This window comes from Nonomuraea sp. WAC 01424, assembly GCF_003947315.1.
GTDB lineage: Bacteria > Actinomycetota > Actinomycetes > Streptosporangiales > Streptosporangiaceae > Nonomuraea > Nonomuraea spiralis.
Map to the genome: position 1 here is coordinate 210,036 of NZ_QHHZ01000011.1, position 13,947 is coordinate 223,982.

The 13,947-nt window shown below is 72.6% G+C and carries 18 protein-coding genes and 1 pseudogene; 14 read left to right on the forward strand and 5 right to left on the reverse strand.

All coding sequences use genetic code 11. The annotated features are described in order from the left end of the window. Window positions 1–61 precede the first annotated feature (61 nt). The 3 genes from DMB42_RS29425 (at window position 62) to DMB42_RS29435 (ending at window position 3,145) form a co-directional block, all read left to right on the forward strand. Window positions 62–1,051, forward strand: a complete 990-nt coding sequence (locus DMB42_RS29425) for a hypothetical protein (protein WP_125638538.1) — start codon at window positions 62–64, stop codon at window positions 1,049–1,051. A gap of 176 nt (window positions 1,052–1,227) precedes the next feature. Continuing rightward, the gene (locus DMB42_RS29430; protein WP_125638541.1) at window positions 1,228–2,217 is read left to right on the forward strand and encodes a methyltransferase; all 990 of its coding nucleotides are present in this window, start codon (window positions 1,228–1,230) and stop codon (window positions 2,215–2,217) included. 73 nt (window positions 2,218–2,290) lie between these two features. Next, on the forward strand, window positions 2,291–3,145 hold the full coding sequence (locus tag DMB42_RS29435; protein WP_125638544.1) for a GNAT family N-acetyltransferase: 855 nt from the start codon (window positions 2,291–2,293) through the stop codon (window positions 3,143–3,145). 39 nt (window positions 3,146–3,184) lie between these two features. Here DMB42_RS29435 and DMB42_RS29440 read toward each other — a convergent pair whose 3' ends face one another. Continuing rightward, entirely contained in the window at window positions 3,185–3,634 is a 450-nt protein-coding gene (locus DMB42_RS29440; RefSeq protein ID WP_125638547.1) for a DUF3995 domain-containing protein, read from the reverse strand. A 72-nt stretch (window positions 3,635–3,706) separates the two neighbouring features. Here DMB42_RS29440 and DMB42_RS29445 point away from each other — a divergent pair, with 72 nt between their 5' ends. Together DMB42_RS29445 and DMB42_RS29450 are read left to right on the forward strand one after the other, a co-directional pair. Further along, complete coding sequence (locus tag DMB42_RS29445) at window positions 3,707–4,171, forward strand: hypothetical protein (protein ID WP_221762403.1); 465 nt, start codon at window positions 3,707–3,709, stop codon at window positions 4,169–4,171. Next, window positions 4,168–4,656, forward strand: a complete 489-nt coding sequence (locus tag DMB42_RS29450; RefSeq protein ID WP_125638553.1) for an RNA polymerase sigma factor — start codon at window positions 4,168–4,170, stop codon at window positions 4,654–4,656. Before DMB42_RS29445 ends, DMB42_RS29450 begins: the two co-directional genes overlap by 4 nt. Window positions 4,657–4,833: 177 nt before the next feature. Here the strand turns inward: DMB42_RS29450 and DMB42_RS53465 are convergent, their stop codons facing one another. Continuing rightward, window positions 4,834–4,986, reverse strand: coding sequence for a hypothetical protein (locus DMB42_RS53465; protein WP_185844922.1), 153 nt, complete (start codon window positions 4,984–4,986; stop codon window positions 4,834–4,836). Between the two features lie 114 nt (window positions 4,987–5,100). Here DMB42_RS53465 and DMB42_RS29455 point away from each other — a divergent pair, with 114 nt between their 5' ends. The 3 genes from DMB42_RS29455 to nhaA all read left to right on the forward strand — a co-directional run bounded on the left by DMB42_RS29455 (window position 5,101) and on the right by nhaA (window position 7,363). Continuing rightward, window positions 5,101–5,619: a PepSY domain-containing protein gene (locus DMB42_RS29455; protein ID WP_125638556.1), complete on the forward strand. Its 519-nt coding sequence runs from the start codon at window positions 5,101–5,103 to the stop codon at window positions 5,617–5,619. Window positions 5,620–5,864: 245 nt separating this feature from the next. Next, on the forward strand, window positions 5,865–6,011 hold the full coding sequence (locus tag DMB42_RS53470; protein WP_185844923.1) for a hypothetical protein: 147 nt from the start codon (window positions 5,865–5,867) through the stop codon (window positions 6,009–6,011). A gap of 149 nt (window positions 6,012–6,160) precedes the next feature. Continuing rightward, complete coding sequence (nhaA, locus tag DMB42_RS29460) at window positions 6,161–7,363, forward strand: Na+/H+ antiporter NhaA (RefSeq protein ID WP_125638559.1); 1,203 nt, start codon at window positions 6,161–6,163, stop codon at window positions 7,361–7,363. Window positions 7,364–7,430: 67 nt separating this feature from the next. On the opposite strand, the gene DMB42_RS29465 is transcribed toward nhaA, so the two are convergent. Continuing rightward, the gene (locus tag DMB42_RS29465) at window positions 7,431–7,898 is read right to left on the reverse strand and encodes a DUF1772 domain-containing protein (protein ID WP_260478019.1); all 468 of its coding nucleotides are present in this window, start codon (window positions 7,896–7,898) and stop codon (window positions 7,431–7,433) included. Window positions 7,899–7,991: 93 nt separating this feature from the next. On the opposite strand from DMB42_RS29465, the gene DMB42_RS29470 reads away from it, so the two are divergent. After that, on the forward strand, window positions 7,992–8,651 hold the full coding sequence (locus DMB42_RS29470; protein ID WP_125638562.1) for a TetR/AcrR family transcriptional regulator: 660 nt from the start codon (window positions 7,992–7,994) through the stop codon (window positions 8,649–8,651). 9 nt (window positions 8,652–8,660) lie between these two features. Here DMB42_RS29470 and DMB42_RS29475 read toward each other — a convergent pair whose 3' ends face one another. Further along, window positions 8,661–9,635 (reverse strand): YafY family protein, encoded by a 975-nt coding sequence (locus tag DMB42_RS29475; RefSeq protein ID WP_125638566.1) that lies wholly within the window; start codon window positions 9,633–9,635, stop codon window positions 8,661–8,663. A 73-nt stretch (window positions 9,636–9,708) separates the two neighbouring features. Here DMB42_RS29475 and DMB42_RS55245 point away from each other — a divergent pair. The 5 genes and pseudogenes from DMB42_RS55245 to ppk2 all read left to right on the forward strand — a co-directional run. Further along, window positions 9,709–9,777, forward strand: a pseudogene (locus DMB42_RS55245) (hypothetical protein); the annotation flags it as partial. Window positions 9,778–9,880: 103 nt separating this feature from the next. Next, window positions 9,881–10,252, forward strand: a complete 372-nt coding sequence (locus tag DMB42_RS54380; protein ID WP_260478041.1) for a DinB family protein — start codon at window positions 9,881–9,883, stop codon at window positions 10,250–10,252. Between the two features lie 2 nt (window positions 10,253–10,254). Further along, on the forward strand, window positions 10,255–10,947 hold the full coding sequence (locus DMB42_RS29485) for an alpha/beta fold hydrolase (protein WP_125638569.1): 693 nt from the start codon (window positions 10,255–10,257) through the stop codon (window positions 10,945–10,947). Window positions 10,948–11,172: 225 nt separating this feature from the next. Beyond that, entirely contained in the window at window positions 11,173–12,249 is a 1,077-nt protein-coding gene (gene pstS / locus DMB42_RS29490; RefSeq protein WP_125638572.1) for a phosphate ABC transporter substrate-binding protein PstS, read from the forward strand. A 113-nt stretch (window positions 12,250–12,362) separates the two neighbouring features. Continuing rightward, complete coding sequence (gene ppk2, locus DMB42_RS29495) at window positions 12,363–13,334, forward strand: polyphosphate kinase 2 (protein ID WP_125638575.1); 972 nt, start codon at window positions 12,363–12,365, stop codon at window positions 13,332–13,334. Window positions 13,335–13,401: 67 nt separating this feature from the next. On the opposite strand, the gene DMB42_RS29500 is transcribed toward ppk2, so the two are convergent. After that, window positions 13,402–13,899, reverse strand: coding sequence for a CAP family protein (locus tag DMB42_RS29500; RefSeq protein ID WP_125638578.1), 498 nt, complete (start codon window positions 13,897–13,899; stop codon window positions 13,402–13,404). Window positions 13,900–13,947: the final 48 nt, after the last annotated feature.

Genomic DNA, 13,947 nt, shown 5'->3' on the forward strand with positions numbered 1-13,947 from the left:
GATCCACTGCTATGGGTAATGATCGCTGCGGATGATCACGTAATGCCACAGGGAGGCACCCATGTGCAGAAGAACGATCGCCGTCGCCGGTCTGGCCACCATGGGCCTGCTGGCGGCGGCCGGCCCGGCGACGGCCGAGGAGGGCGACCGGAGCGCCGCGCCGTGCGTCGCCGCCAGGGTCCAGGTCGCCGGAGGGCAGTCGATCACGCTGCTCGACACCCCGATCGTACGGGCGCTCCTTCAGGGACTCGTCCGCCCGGCGGAGGAAACCGGTCCGACGGACGCATTCGGTGCGACGGAGGCCACCGGCCAGCCGTTCCTCACGGCGGAGACGTCGTTCGCCGCGGCCGCCGAGTTCCCCGGCCTGCTCGACGACTTCCTGCTCGACGATTTCCTGCTCGACGATGACGCCCCCGGCACGGCGGCAGGTACGGCGGCCGGCACGGACACCGGAACGGACACCGGCACGGCGGCTGACACGGCGGCCGGCACGGACGCCGAGCAGGTTCTCGAACCGCTCGTCATCACTGCCCTGGGATGCGGCCAGGCCGAGGACACCTCGGAGGCCGGGGCGGAGCCGACCGGGGCGGAGCCGACCGGGGCGGAGCCGGCGTCCCTGCTGGATGCCGCGGGTGCCGCGGCGGTCCTCGAAGCGCTGGTGAACCGGCCCGCGATGTGCACCGCCGACGGCACCGCGGCCGCCACCGCTGGGGCCTCCGCCGACGGGACGGCGGGCGACGTCAGCGCGTCGCGGATGTCGCTGCTCGACGCGATCGGCGTCAGGAGGACCCTGGACATGCTGATCGGCAGGCCGTCGGTGGTCTGCGCGGCCGACGGGACCATGTCTCTGTACGACACCACGTCCCCGTACGGCACCACGTCCTTGAACGGCACCGCGTCTTTCAACGGCACAGGGTCGGCCGGTGTGCCTCTGTCCGCCGACATGCCGATGTCCTCGTACCAGCCCATGTCGGCGATCGCTCCGCAGGAGCGGCGCTCGGTTCTGGACGCGCTCGGGATCAGGGGCCTGCTCGACGGGCTCCTGGGCTGAGAAGCCGGTCCGGCCGCGATCCCGGGAAGGGCTTGCCCGGAGGGCTCCTGCGGCGGCCCTCCGCGTGGTAGCTTGCGGGCGGGCAAGCCTTGATCCCGTGGGAAGAGGGGGCTGCGGCCGTGACAGGCACCGGCGAAGAAAGCGCTCGTCCGACGGCGTGGGAGGCGGCATGGGCGGTGCTCGCCCCCGTGACCGACATGGTCACCCCGATGGCCGTGCGCGTGGCGGCCACCCTGCGCCTGACCGATCTGCTGGCAGGTGACGCGCTGCCCGTCGAGGAGCTGGCCCGCCGTACCGGCTCCGACGCCGACGCGCTGGGCCGCGTGCTGCGCCACCTGGTCTGCCACGGCGTCTACACCGAACCCGGGCCCGGCGTGTTCGCGGTCAACGGGCCCGCCGAGCAGCTGGCCTCCGGCCACCCGTCCATGATGCGCGAACGGCTCGACCTCGAGGGCTTCGGCGGGCAGATGGACGTCGCGTTCACCGGCCTGCTGCACACCGTACGCACCGGGGGCCCGGCGTGGGAGGCGGTCTTCGGCGTCCCCATCTGGAGCCATCTGGCCGAGCACCGCAAGCTGGGCGAGTCGTTCGACGGCCTGATGGCCGGCGGCGCCGAGGACCTCAGCGACGTCGTCGAGGGGTACGACTGGTCCGGCGTGGGCCACGTGGTCGACGTCGGAGGCGGCACCGGCGCGCTGATCGCCGAGGTGCTGAGTGCCCGTCCCGGGATGCGGGCCACGCTCGTCGACCTGCCCGACACGCTGGAGCGGGGCCGCGGCTTCCTGGCCGGACGCGGGCTGGACGGGCGGTGCGAGTTCGCCGGGCAGAGCTTCTTCGAGCCGCTGCCCGCGGGCGGCGACGTCTATGTGCTCAGGCGGGTGATCCACGACTGGGGTGACAAGGACGCCGAGCGCATCCTGCGGCGCTGCGCCGACGCCGCCGGGCCGCGCGGACGGGTCGTCATGATCGAGTCGCGTGGCGGCTCCGGCGACGACCCGGCCATGTTCGCCGAGATGAACCTGCGCATGCTCGTGCTCAGCGGCGGCCGCGAGCGCACCGTCGGCGACTACGCCGCCATCGCCACCGGCGCCGGGCTCGACGTGGCCGGCGTGCACGACACCCCGCTCGGCAACGTCATCCTCGACTGCACCCCGCGGAACGCCTGACACCCCGGGAAAACCATTCGACGGCCCCCTGAAACGCGGTGCCATACTCGGTCACCTGTACGCGAAGGAGATCATGGTGACCATCGAATGGGCCGCGCTGTCCGCCGCGGATCTGCCGGCGATCGCCGCTCTGGCCCGCCGGTGCGCGGCGTACGACGGCGGGCTCCCGGCGACCACGTCGGAGTCCTTCCTCGGACGCAGGTACACCGCCGGTCCGGCGGTGGGCGCGTTCTCGGAGGGCCGGCTGGTGGCCTGCGGAGCGGTGCGGCCCGTGGGCGCGGCGTCGGCGGCGACCGGCCTGGTCGCGCCCGACCACCGAGGGCGGGGGCTGGGCTCCGGCCTGCTCGACCGGCTGACGGCGGACACGACGGGCACGGCGGGGAGCGTCCGCGTGGAGGTCGAGTCGGTGACCCCGCAGGCGCACGAGCTCTTCCTCGCACGCGGCTACCGCCAGACGTTCGCCGAGGACGTCTTCCGCCGCGACCTGACCGCGCCGCTCCCGGCCGTACCGCTGCCGCCGGAGGTGACGGTCGAGGAATGGTCGCCGGACACCGAAGAGGCATTCTACCAGGCGTACTCTGCGTCCTTCGCCGACCGTCCCGGCTTTCCCGGGTGGTCGCGGGAGGAGTGGATCGACTGGCTGGTCGACGACGAGTTCCAGCCCGGTTGCTCGCTGGTGGCGCGGGACGGGGAGACGGCCGTCGGCTTCGTGACGTGCGTGGAGGAGTTCCTGGTGCAGGTGGGCGCCGTACCCGCCTGGCGGCGGCGCGGCCTGGCGCGGGCGCTGGCCGTCGCCGCGCTCGGCCGTACGCCCGCCGCCGGCGCGACGCAGGTCTTCCTGGACGTCAACGTCAACAACCCGGCCTCGGCCGCCCTCTTCCGCGGCCTCGGGTTCGAGCTGATCGCCCGCCGGGCCCGCTACGAGTGAGCCCGCCGGGCCCGCTACGAGTGAGCCCGCCGGACGCCGTCATGCGGGCTGGACCGTTTTGGCGCGGGCGAACCCCCGTACCAGGACGATCCAGGTCGAGACGGTCATGATCGCGCAGAGCGGCGTGTAGAGGAACAGGTTGAGCCAGTAGAACGGGGTGCCGGTGTCGGCCCCCACGCCGAGGACCCACACCAGACCGGCTGCCGCGCGTACGGACGTGCCCGCCGCCACGGCCCCCGTGACCAGCAGCGCGAGCCGGCCGCCCCGGCCCCGGGAACACGCGATCACCGCCCCCGCCGCCACGCTCAGCAGCAGGACGAGCGGCGCGAGGACACGGAAGGTGAACGGTACCTCGAAGTTCAGCACGGCCAGCGACAGCGTGCGTGTCCCGGAGGCGGGCCAGGTGCGGCCGGTGAGCCAGTACAGGTGCGCGGCGGCGTCGGTGAGCAGGATCGCGCCGGTCAGGGCGCCGAGACGTGAGGTGTTCATGCCCTGCAAGAGGCGGCGGATCCCGAGATGGTTCCATGGAACCTTTCGCGTTCCGACCGCCTCTGGATGGACATGAGCTGGCCTGTTGCCGAATTGGACCCCGTACGGAGGCTGCGCGTGCTCGCCGCCGCCATCCCCGGGGCGTACGTCGCCGAACGTGTCATCCCCGCCCCCTTCGCCGCCGTCTGGGCCGTGGCGGGCGATCTGGAGGGAGAGTTCGGGACCTTCGAGCCCGACATGCGTCGCCTGACCCTCGAACCGGCCGGTACGGACGGGCGCCTGGTGGCCAGGGCCCGCAGCCGGTACGGCATGCGTGCCAGGTTCGACGTCGACCTGCGGCCGGGCTGGTGCTGGATGCAGAGCCGGTTCCTGCTCGTGGGGCTGGCCGCGACCGCCGTACCGGGGGGCACGCTGGTCGCGCAGACCGGGGGAGTGCGTGTCCCGGGACGGGCGGCGCTGGTGCCCTGGGGGGTGCGTACGGCCGGGGAGAAGGCGCTGGCCAGGCTGGCGGCCAGGTTCGCCGAGCGCACGTCATGACGGCCGCGCTGGTACGGGCGGCGCAGCGTGGGGACACGATGGCGCTGAACGAGCTGCTCGGGGAGCTGACGCCGTACCTGGGGAAGATCTGCGGGCCCATCGCGCTGGACGCCGGGGCCGACGCCGTCCAGGAGTCGCTGATCGCGATCTTCCGGCACCTGCGGGAGTTGCGCGATCCCGAGGCGTTGCACGGGTGGGCGCGGGCGATCGCCGTACGGGAGGCGGTCAGGGTGGCCAGGCGGGCCGGCCGTGCCCGTCCGGCGGAGCTCGCCGACCTGCCGTCGCCGTACGACGTCGAGCACGCCGTCGACATCCGGGACGTGCTCGGACGCCTGTCGCCCGAGCACCGCGCGGTGCTGGTCCTGCGCGATCTGGAGGGGCTGCCGGAGGAGGCGGTGGCGCGGTTGCTGCGGGTGCCGTCGGGCACCGTCAAGTCACGCCTGCACCGCGCACGGGAGAGCTTCCGCAGGGCGTGGCGTTCGTGAGCCCCCGGAACCGGCGGCTCGGGCCTTAGGTTTCCAGGGCGATCTGCTTGAGCTGCACGAATACTCCAGCAGCCGAACCGCGGCAACTGGACCAACTCATCGGACACGACCGCGGACCGCCGGCGTCAGCTCATCGAACTGACCTCGACCGGCCTGGACCTGCGACACCAGACTCTCTCACTGGCCCGGTAGAACGACGAGGAACTGCTGAGCGCCATCGATCCCACCGAGGCGGCGGCCCTGCGCCAGATCCTGGGCCGGATCGCCGTCGCGACCGGCCTCGTGGAGAAGTGACCGGGCACTATGCAGGGCGGCGCCGCCGACGATCATCCATCGGCTCGGACCTTAACCGCACGTTAGGGTTCTCGCAGCTCATCGCTATCGAGTCGTGGGCCAGCCTGGGAGGCGTCAGGACGACACCCGAACGCACCGGAGGGTTCCCGAATGCGCAAGCCTATGATCATCGCTGGACTGGCCGCGGCCGCCGTACTCGCCGCAGGCGCCGGCACGGCCCTCGCCACGACCACCCCCGCCGCCCCCACCACCCCCGCCACCCCGGCCTCCGCCCCGGCCCCGGCGATCCCCCGGGAGCAGGCGGAGAAGACGGCGCTGGAGAAGGTGCCGGGCGGCAAGGTCACGTCCGTGGAACTGGAGGACGAGGACGCCGGCCAGGTCTGGGAGATCGACGTCACGACCGCCGACGGCGGCGAGCGCGAGATCACCGTCGACGCCACCAAGGGCACGGTCCTCACCGACGAGGCAGACGACCAGGACGACGACAAGGCCGAGGACCACACAGACGACAAGGCGGAGAACCGCTCGGACGACAAGGCCGAGGACCGCTCGGACGACAAGGCGGAGAACCAGGCGGGCGACCGTAAGGACGACCAGAAGGGCGGCCAGGCCGGCGACGACGACGGCCACGACGACGACCACGGCGGCAGCGAGCACGAGGACGACTGAGAAAGCACGCCGGAAGCGGCTCACCCCGGGGCACAGAAGCCCTGGGGTGGGCCGCTTTCTTGATGAGACGCCTTTTGGGTGAGACGCGGATGCGGCGTCTTCGCGGGAGCCCGGAGCCCGGAGCCCGGGCGGCCGGGTGCCCCGCTGGATCGGATGGCTGGAACTGGGGGCTTGGTCGGATTTGGGGGAGTTCGGGGGCTTGTAGGGTGGTGGGAGGACGTGATGGGACGACCGGGGAGGCGAGGGTGCGCGAGATCCGTTCCTGCCTTCGTCTCGTGCGCGAGCGGCACGCCCGCCCGCTGCGCCCGCTGGAGTTCCGCCCGGTCGGTACGAACGGTTACGTCAGCACGTGGGGCACGATCGCGGCCGTATGCCCGCCGCGGGACCGCTGACGCGCCTCGCCAAGCGCAGCCACCCCACAGCCCTCCGCGGCCACCCAGCAGCCCCGCACAGCCGAGCGAAGTGGTGCGGGGCAGGTGCGTGATGGCCGGGGCAAGCCGGTGGCCCGACCTCTTCGTACCGTTCTGGAGTTTCTTTTCGTATGTCTGTCCTGTCGCGGACCGTTGCCGCCCTGCGCTTGGACGCGGTCGGTGGCGTGCTGCTCATCGGCGCCGCCCTGACCGCCCTGATCTGGGCCAACTCGCCCTTCGTCGCCTCCTACGAGGCCCTGCGTACGTGGTCGTTCGGCCCGGAGGGGATGGGCCTGCGTCTGAGCGCGCAGGCGTGGGCCGCCGACGGGCTGCTGGCGGTGTTCTTCTTCATCGTCGGCAACGAGCTCAAGCAGGAGCTCGTGCACGGCGAGCTGCGCGACCCGCGCCGCGCCGCGTTGCCCGTCGTGGCCGCGATCGGCGGCGTCGTGGTGCCCGCGCTGGTGTTCCTGGCGGTGAACGTCGCCGCGTCCGGCGAGGCGGCCGCCGGCTGGGGCGTGCCGATGGCCACCGACATCGCCTTCGCGCTCGCGGTCCTGGCCGTCGTGGGCCGTCGCCTGCCCGCGCCGCTGCGGACGTTCCTGCTGACGCTGGCGACCGTGGACGACGTGTGCGCGGTCGTCGTGATCGCCGTCGGCTACACCTCCGGACTGAACCTCGCCGCCCTGGCCGGGGCCGCCGCCGGGCTGGCCGTGTGGGCGTACCTGCAACACGGGCGGGGACGCGCGGTCACCGCCGTGCGCCGCGCGCTGCCCGCCTGGCTGCTGTACGGGCCGCTCGCCGTGACCATCTGGGCCCTGGCGCACGCCTGCGGGGTGCACGCGACGATCGCGGGCGTGGCGATGGGCCTGCTCATGCGCACCCGGCCGCGGGACGGCGAGCCCGAGCCGCCCTCCCAGCGCGCCGAGCACGCGCTGCGGCCGTTCTGCGCCGGGATCGTGTTGCCGGTGTTCGCGCTGCTGTCGGCCGGGATCCCGCTGTCGGGGGCGGGCGGCTTCTGGTCCGGGACGGTGACCTGGGGGGTGCTGGCCGGACTGCTCGCCGGCAAGCCCGTGGGCATCGTCGGCGCCGCCTGGCTCACCGCGCGCCTCACCAGCGCCCATCTCAACCCACGGCTGGCCTGGACCGACATCGCCGGTGTCGGTGTCCTGGGCGGGATCGGGTTCACGGTGTCGCTGCTGATCGCCGAACTCTCCTACACCGGCCAGACGCACCTGACCCAGGCCAAGGGCGCGATCCTGCTGGCCTCGGCCGCGGCGTCCGTACTGGCCGCCGTGATCCTCGGCGTACGCGGCCGGCGGCGGGTCGCCGCCTGACCACCTGCCCCCGGCGGCGCTTCCGTCCGGTCCGGGACGGTGTCCGTCTCGATCGATGAAGTGGTGGTCAGTCGCGGTCGAAGGTCTGGACGGCGATCAGGCAGGCGAACGCCGCGAGCGCGAGCGCGGTCCGGACGAGGTGCAGGTTCAGCCACCGCCGGCGGCTCTCGTGCCAGTCGGCGGGCAGCAGGTCGGGATCCCAGGCGTCCGCCACCCGGTTGAGGGGCTCCAGGCCGGTCAGGGTGAGGACCACGGTGAGGATGACCATGATCAGGGCGGCCGTGCTGACGCCGAGGACGACCCATCCGCGGCGCCACGACAGGGCGGTCACGACGATCAGCGCCGCGACGCCGGCCAGCAGCAGCGGCGGCATGGCACGTCCGTAGTCGACGTTGAGCGCCTGCCAGTAGCGGACGTACGCGGGACCCGGCAGGCGAGCCACGGACGGGGCGAGCACCACGAAGACGACGCCGCCCGCGTACAGGCCGACCAGCAGCGACGCGACCATCCTGGACGCGGCCAGCAGCAAGGACACCGCTCCTCCCTTCCACGAGAGAGAATCGACTAGAAGCGGACTTTTTCATTAGATATGCCTCTAGTCAATATGCTTCTGGAATCATGGGACGCGATGACCGAGCAGAAGAAGCGCCGCCCCTACTCCAGCGCTCTACGGCAGGAGCAGGCCGAGGCCACGCGGCAGAGGATCGCGGGCGCGGCGCGGGAGCTGATGATCAGGAAGGGCTACGCCGACACGACCATGGCCGAGGTCGCCCGCGCGGCCGGCGTGGCGCCCCAGACGCTGTACACGTCCGCCCCCGGCGGCAAGCCCGCCCTGGCCAAGCTCGTCTACGACATCACGCTGGCCGGCGACGCCCGGCCCCTGCCGCAGAGCGACCGCCCCGAGGTCCAGGCGATCATCGACGAACCCGATCCCGCACGCAAGCTGGCCCGATACGCCGCCATGGCCACCGGGATCCTGCGGCGCGTCCAGCCCGTGCACCGCGTCCTGCGCGCGGCCGCCGCCGCCTCCCCGGCCGACACGCGGCTCCAGGAGGTCCTGGCCGACATCGAGCACGAGCGGCTGAAGGGCAGCCACGGGCCGGCCCACCACCTGCACGCGCTCGGCGTCCTGCGGCCGGGCCTCCCCCCGGCCGGCGCGGCCGCGCAGATCTATGTGCTCACCTCGACGGAGAACTTCGAGAAGCTGACCGAGGTCTGCGGGTGGACCGAGGCCGAGTACGAGCAATGGCTCGCCGGGATCCTCGCGGCCACCCTCCTCCAGACCTGACGATCACGTTCACCCCGGGTCCCGCGGCTGGTCCGTCAGGGCGGCGGTGAGGCGGGTGGCGAGGTGGGCGACCGCGGCGCGCAGCTCGGGCCCGCCCTCGACGCGGAAGGCGAACGGCACGACCGGCAGCCACTCCTGGGCGTACATCGCCGGGTTGCTCGTGCTGCCGACCAGCACGCAGCCCTCTCCGTACGGTTCGAGCCGTCCCATGGGCGGGCGGACCCAGGGCGCCACCTCGGCCAGGGGCGCGTCGAAGACCACGCGGGTGGCGTACTCCCAGCCGGTGCCCAGGTTCTCCTCCAGCGCCGCGACCGGGTCGAGGCCGTCGGGCGGGCAGAACGTGTGCGTGCTCTGCCGGACGGCGCGGACGCGGTCGACCCGGTAGGTGCGGATCGCGTCCGCGCGGTGGGAGTGGCACAACAGGTACCAGCGCCCGTGCCGGACGACGACCGCCCAGGGGTCGACCTCGGCCTCCCACTCCCGGCCCGACTCGCTCCGGTAGGCGATCATCACGCGCCGCCGGGCCGCCGACGCGGCGACCAGCGCGCTGGTGATGGCGATGTCGGGACGGGCCGCGTACCGGTCGGGGGCGGCCGAGGCGTGTTCGCGCAGCGCGGCGGCCTGGCGTCCGACGCCCTCCGGCAGGGCCCGGATGACCTTGGCCAGGGCCGTACCCACCAGGTCGTCGCTGTCGGCGGCGGCCGGCTGGCCGTCGAGCACGGCCATGACCAGGCCGAGCGCCTCGGGCGCGGTGAAGGCGACCGGCGGCAGCCGCGTGCCGCGGCCGAGCCGGTAACCGCCGTACGGGCCCCTGGCCGACTCGACGGGGATGCCGGCCTCCCGCAGGATCCCGACGTAGCGGCGGGCGGCGCGTTCCGTCACGCCCAGGGACGCGGCCAGTTCCCCGGCCGTCACCCCCGGACGCTGCCGCAGGACCTCCATGGCGCGCAGGGCGCGGGCGGTGGGGCTGAGTTCGGCGGGCACCCGGGCCACATTAGAACGGCCACGGCACAATCCGGAAGTAGAACGTCCGGAATGGGCTCTAACCTGGCCTGCCATGACCGAGTTCCGAGATCTGGACCTCACGGGCGCCACCTTCGAACGTGTGCGCCTGCGCGACGCCCGGGTGCGCGCGGCCGACCTGTCCGGCCTGCGGGTGCGCGGCGCCGAGCTGACCGACGTGGAGATCGGCGGCGAGCTGCGGAACGTCGTGGTCCTTCATCCAGACCCTGCGGCACCTCAACTTCGCCTCCGCCGCCTGGGTCGGCCGGGCCGTCCTCGGCGAACCCTCGCCGTGGCACCCGCTCGACCTGCCGTGGGACGAGGCGCCCGGCTGGGACGGCGTCCCGTGGGACCGTGAGGCCCGGCCCTCGCTGGAGGAGGTGCTCGCGGTCCGCCGCGACCGCCGGGCGATGGTCGGCCAGGTCGTCGCCTCGCTCACCGCCGGGGAGCTCGCCTCCGAGGTCACCCGCACCGAACCGGGCTGGCCGCGGCTCGCCGGATTCCCGCTCAAGGAGTGCCTGCACATCGTCCTGCACGAGGAATGGGAGCACCGGCTCTACGCCGAACGCGATCTGAACGTACTGAAGAAGGAAGACTGACCATGGACATCCTGCTCATCGGCGGCCTCTGGCTCGACGCCTCCGCCTGGGACGAGGTGGCGCCCGCGATCGAGGCGCTCGGTCACCGTCCCGTGCCGATCGCCCTCCCCGGCCAGGGGGACGGCGCCACCTCCGCCACGCTCGCCGACCAGGTGGCCGCCGTGCTCGCCGCCGTGGACGCGGCGCCCGGCAAAACCCTGGTCGCCGGGCATTCCGCGGCCTGCACCCTGGCCTGGCTGGCCGCCGACGCACGCCCGGAACGGGTCGCCAAGGTCACCTTCATCGGCGGTTTCCCCGCCGACGACGGCGCCGCGTACGGCGACTTCTTCGAGGTCGTGGACGGCGCGGTGCCCTTCCCGGGGTGGGGGCCGTTCGAGGGGCCGGACTCCGCCGACCTCGACGAGGAGGCCAGGCGGAGGTTCGCCGCCGCCGCGATCCCCGTCCCCGAGGGGGTGGCCAAAGGCGTCGTACGGCTGACGGACGAGCGGCGGTTCGGCGTGCCGGCCGTCGTCGTGTGCCCCGAGTTCACCCCCGGCCAGGCGCGGGAGTGGATCGACGGCGGGGACGTGCCCGAGCTGGCCCGGGTCAAGCGGCTCGACCTGGTCGACATCGACTCGGGCCACTGGCCCATGTTCACCCGGCCGGCCGAGCTGGCCCGGATCCTGGCCGAGGCGGCCGACGACGTGCGGCCCTGAGCCCTCCGTACCTCAGTTGCGGGTGGTGAGGATCCGGGAGAGCACCTCGTGCACGTGTGTGTTGGGGTGTCCGTTCGATTCGCGCGGCCCACCTGCCACGAACGCGGGCGCCGCCGGGCCGCCGGTGCTTTCGCATGGGGGCTTGGCAACAAGGTAACCGTTTATGTCCGGGGGCTTGATCGGCAGATGGGCTGTCCGGATGCGACCGGTTCCTAGCCTTGTGGAATGGCAAGGCTGACAAGGACGGCCAAGTCGGTCCTGGTCGTCGTGCTCGTTCTGGTCGCCGGAGCCGCCGCCGTGGCCGGGGCCGTGGTCCTGAGCATGAGCAGCGAGGAGGAGCCCGCGCCCGAGCCGGTCGTCGCGTGGCTGCGCGGTTCGGGCTCGACCGCGCAGAAGGGGGCGATGGACGCCTGGATCAGCGAGTTCAGCCGCGTCCACCCCGAACTGCGGGTGACCTACGAGCCCAACGGCTCCAACGCCGGCATCGAGGACTTCATCGCCGGACGCAGCGCGTTCGCCGGCTCGGACGTGCCGATGACCCCGGAGGAGCAGGCGCGGGCCGACCGGCGCTGCGGCGGGCGCGCCGAGCACCTGCCGATGGTCGTCGCGCCCGTCGCGGTGGCCTACAACCTGTCCTCCGTGCCCGGCCTGCGGCTGTCGCCCGCGACCCTGACCGGCATCTTCACCGGACGCGTCACCAAGTGGAACGCCAGCGAGATCGCCGCCGACAACCACGCCCGCCGCCTGCCCGGCACCCACGTCCACGTCTTCCACCGCTCCGGCGAGTCCGGCACCACCCAGAACCTCACCGACTTCCTGCGGGCCACCGGCGGCTGGCCGTACCCGCCGTCCAGGACGTGGCCCGGAGCGGGCCGGGGCGTGACGAGCTCCAGCGGCATGACCCAGGTCCTCCAGCACACCGGCGACTCGATCGGGTACGTCGAGTACGGCTTCGCCAGCAGTGCCCGCCTGCGGACCGCGGCCGTGCGCAACGCCGCCGGGGAGTTCGTCGAGCTCTCGCCGGAGAGCGCCAGCAAGGCCGTGCAGGGCGCCCGGGTCGTGGGCCGCGACGGCGACCTGGTGCTGGCGTTCGACCATCGGCGGAAGGTCCCGGGCGCGTACCCGATCGTCCAGGTCACGTACGAGATCATCTGCGCCGGCCGGCCGGACCCGCTGGTACGGACCTTCCTCGACTACACCGCCAGCGACGCCGGCCAGTCCTACCTGGCCCTGTACGGCTACGCCCCCCTGCCGCACGACCTGCTGACCCAGGTGCGCCTCCGCCTGGGACCCACCAGCTGAACGGGCCGCCGCTTCCGGGAGAATTCCCGGAGTCACGGGCGCCGGCACGATTAGCGGGGCCGCGTCCGGTGAAGAGAGGATGCCATGAACGCGAACATCCCGCCGCGGGCCGCATGACCGGTCCGGAGCACGAGCAGAAGGTCGTCGTCGGCCCGTTGGCGGCGGCCGAGCAGAGCGAACTGCTCGACACCACTCCCGGGTTGTGGGTGGACGACTCCGACGACGACGATCCGGTGTTGCTGCGCGCCGACGGCCGGCCGGTGGACACCTGGCGCCAGCACTACCCGTACGACGAACGCCTGTCCAGGGAGGTGTACGAGCGGGACAAGCGGCTGCTGCAGATCGAGCTGCTCAAGCTGCAGTACTGGATCAAGAGCAACGGCCGCCGGCTGGTGGTGCTGTTCGAGGGGCGCGACGCGGCCGGCAAGGGCGGCACGATCAAGCGCTTCATGGAGCACCTCAACCCGCGCGGGGCGACCGTCGTCGCGCTGGAGAAGCCGAGCGAGCGCGAACGCGGCCAGTGGTACTTCCAGCGCTACATCGCCCACCTGCCGGCCAACGGGGAGATCGTGCTGTTCGACCGCTCCTGGTACAACCGGGCCGGGGTGGAGCGGGTCATGGGCTTCTGCGACGAGGGCGAGTACCTGGAGTTCATGGAGCAGGTGCCGCGCCTGGAGAACCTGCTGGTGCAGTCGGGGCTGCACCTGGTCAAGCTCTGGTTCTCGGTCTCGCGGGCCGAGCAGCGCACCCGCTTCATCATCCGCCAGGTGGACCCGGTGCGGCAGTGGAAGTTGTCCCCGATGGACCTGGCCTCCCTGCGCAAGTGGGACGAGTACACCGAGGCCAAGGAGGACATGTTCCTGCACACCGACACCGAGTGCGCGCCGTGGACGGTCATCAAGAGCAACGACAAGAAGCGCGCCCGGCTGGAGGCCATGCGCCACGTGCTCAGCCTCTTCGACTACGACGACAAGGACCACGACGTCGTCGGCGTGCCCGACCCGCGCATCGTGATCTCGGCGGGCGACATCTTCGACGAGGACCACGTCGCCTCACACGGCGTCGAGCCGTTCGGGACTGGTTGAGCCGTTCGGGACCGGGTGAGCCGGGCGGGCCGGGAGGACCGGCCCGTCCGGTCACGGGAGCGCGTCCTCAGGCGGGCAGGACGTTCGTGGTGTACTCGCCCTCGTAGTTGCCGGGGGTTTCGAAGACGAACACGATGTAGGTCTCGAATCCGTCGGCGCCCTGGCCGGCCACCCGCGCCGCGCCGACCTTCGTGGTGTCCTTCCAGACGAGCTGGCTGAAGTGGCCGGTCTTGGCGAAGTCGCCCGGCGGCGTCGTCCAGTTGTAGTCGGCGATCTCGTTGTACCAGGCGCTGACGGCGTCACCGGCGGCCTTCGGCGTGGCGCCGGTGCTCGTGCCCCAGAAGATGTTCTCGCCCGTGGTGTCGCGCAGGCCGTCGTGGCCGGCCGACAGCTTCGCGTACTCCGAGCGCGAGGAGGCGCGCTCCTTGGCGTACTCGACGAGCTTGGCGTCCATCTCCATGGGGGGCGCGTGGTGCTTGGCCCGGTAGGCGTTGGCCTCGTTCAATGCTTCGGCCAGGAAGCTGGCGCTGGTCGCGTCCGGCAGTGCGGGACGGGTTCCGGCCATCACGATCACCTCGTCGTGAACGGAAGTTGGGGACCTCCGTAGCCTGCG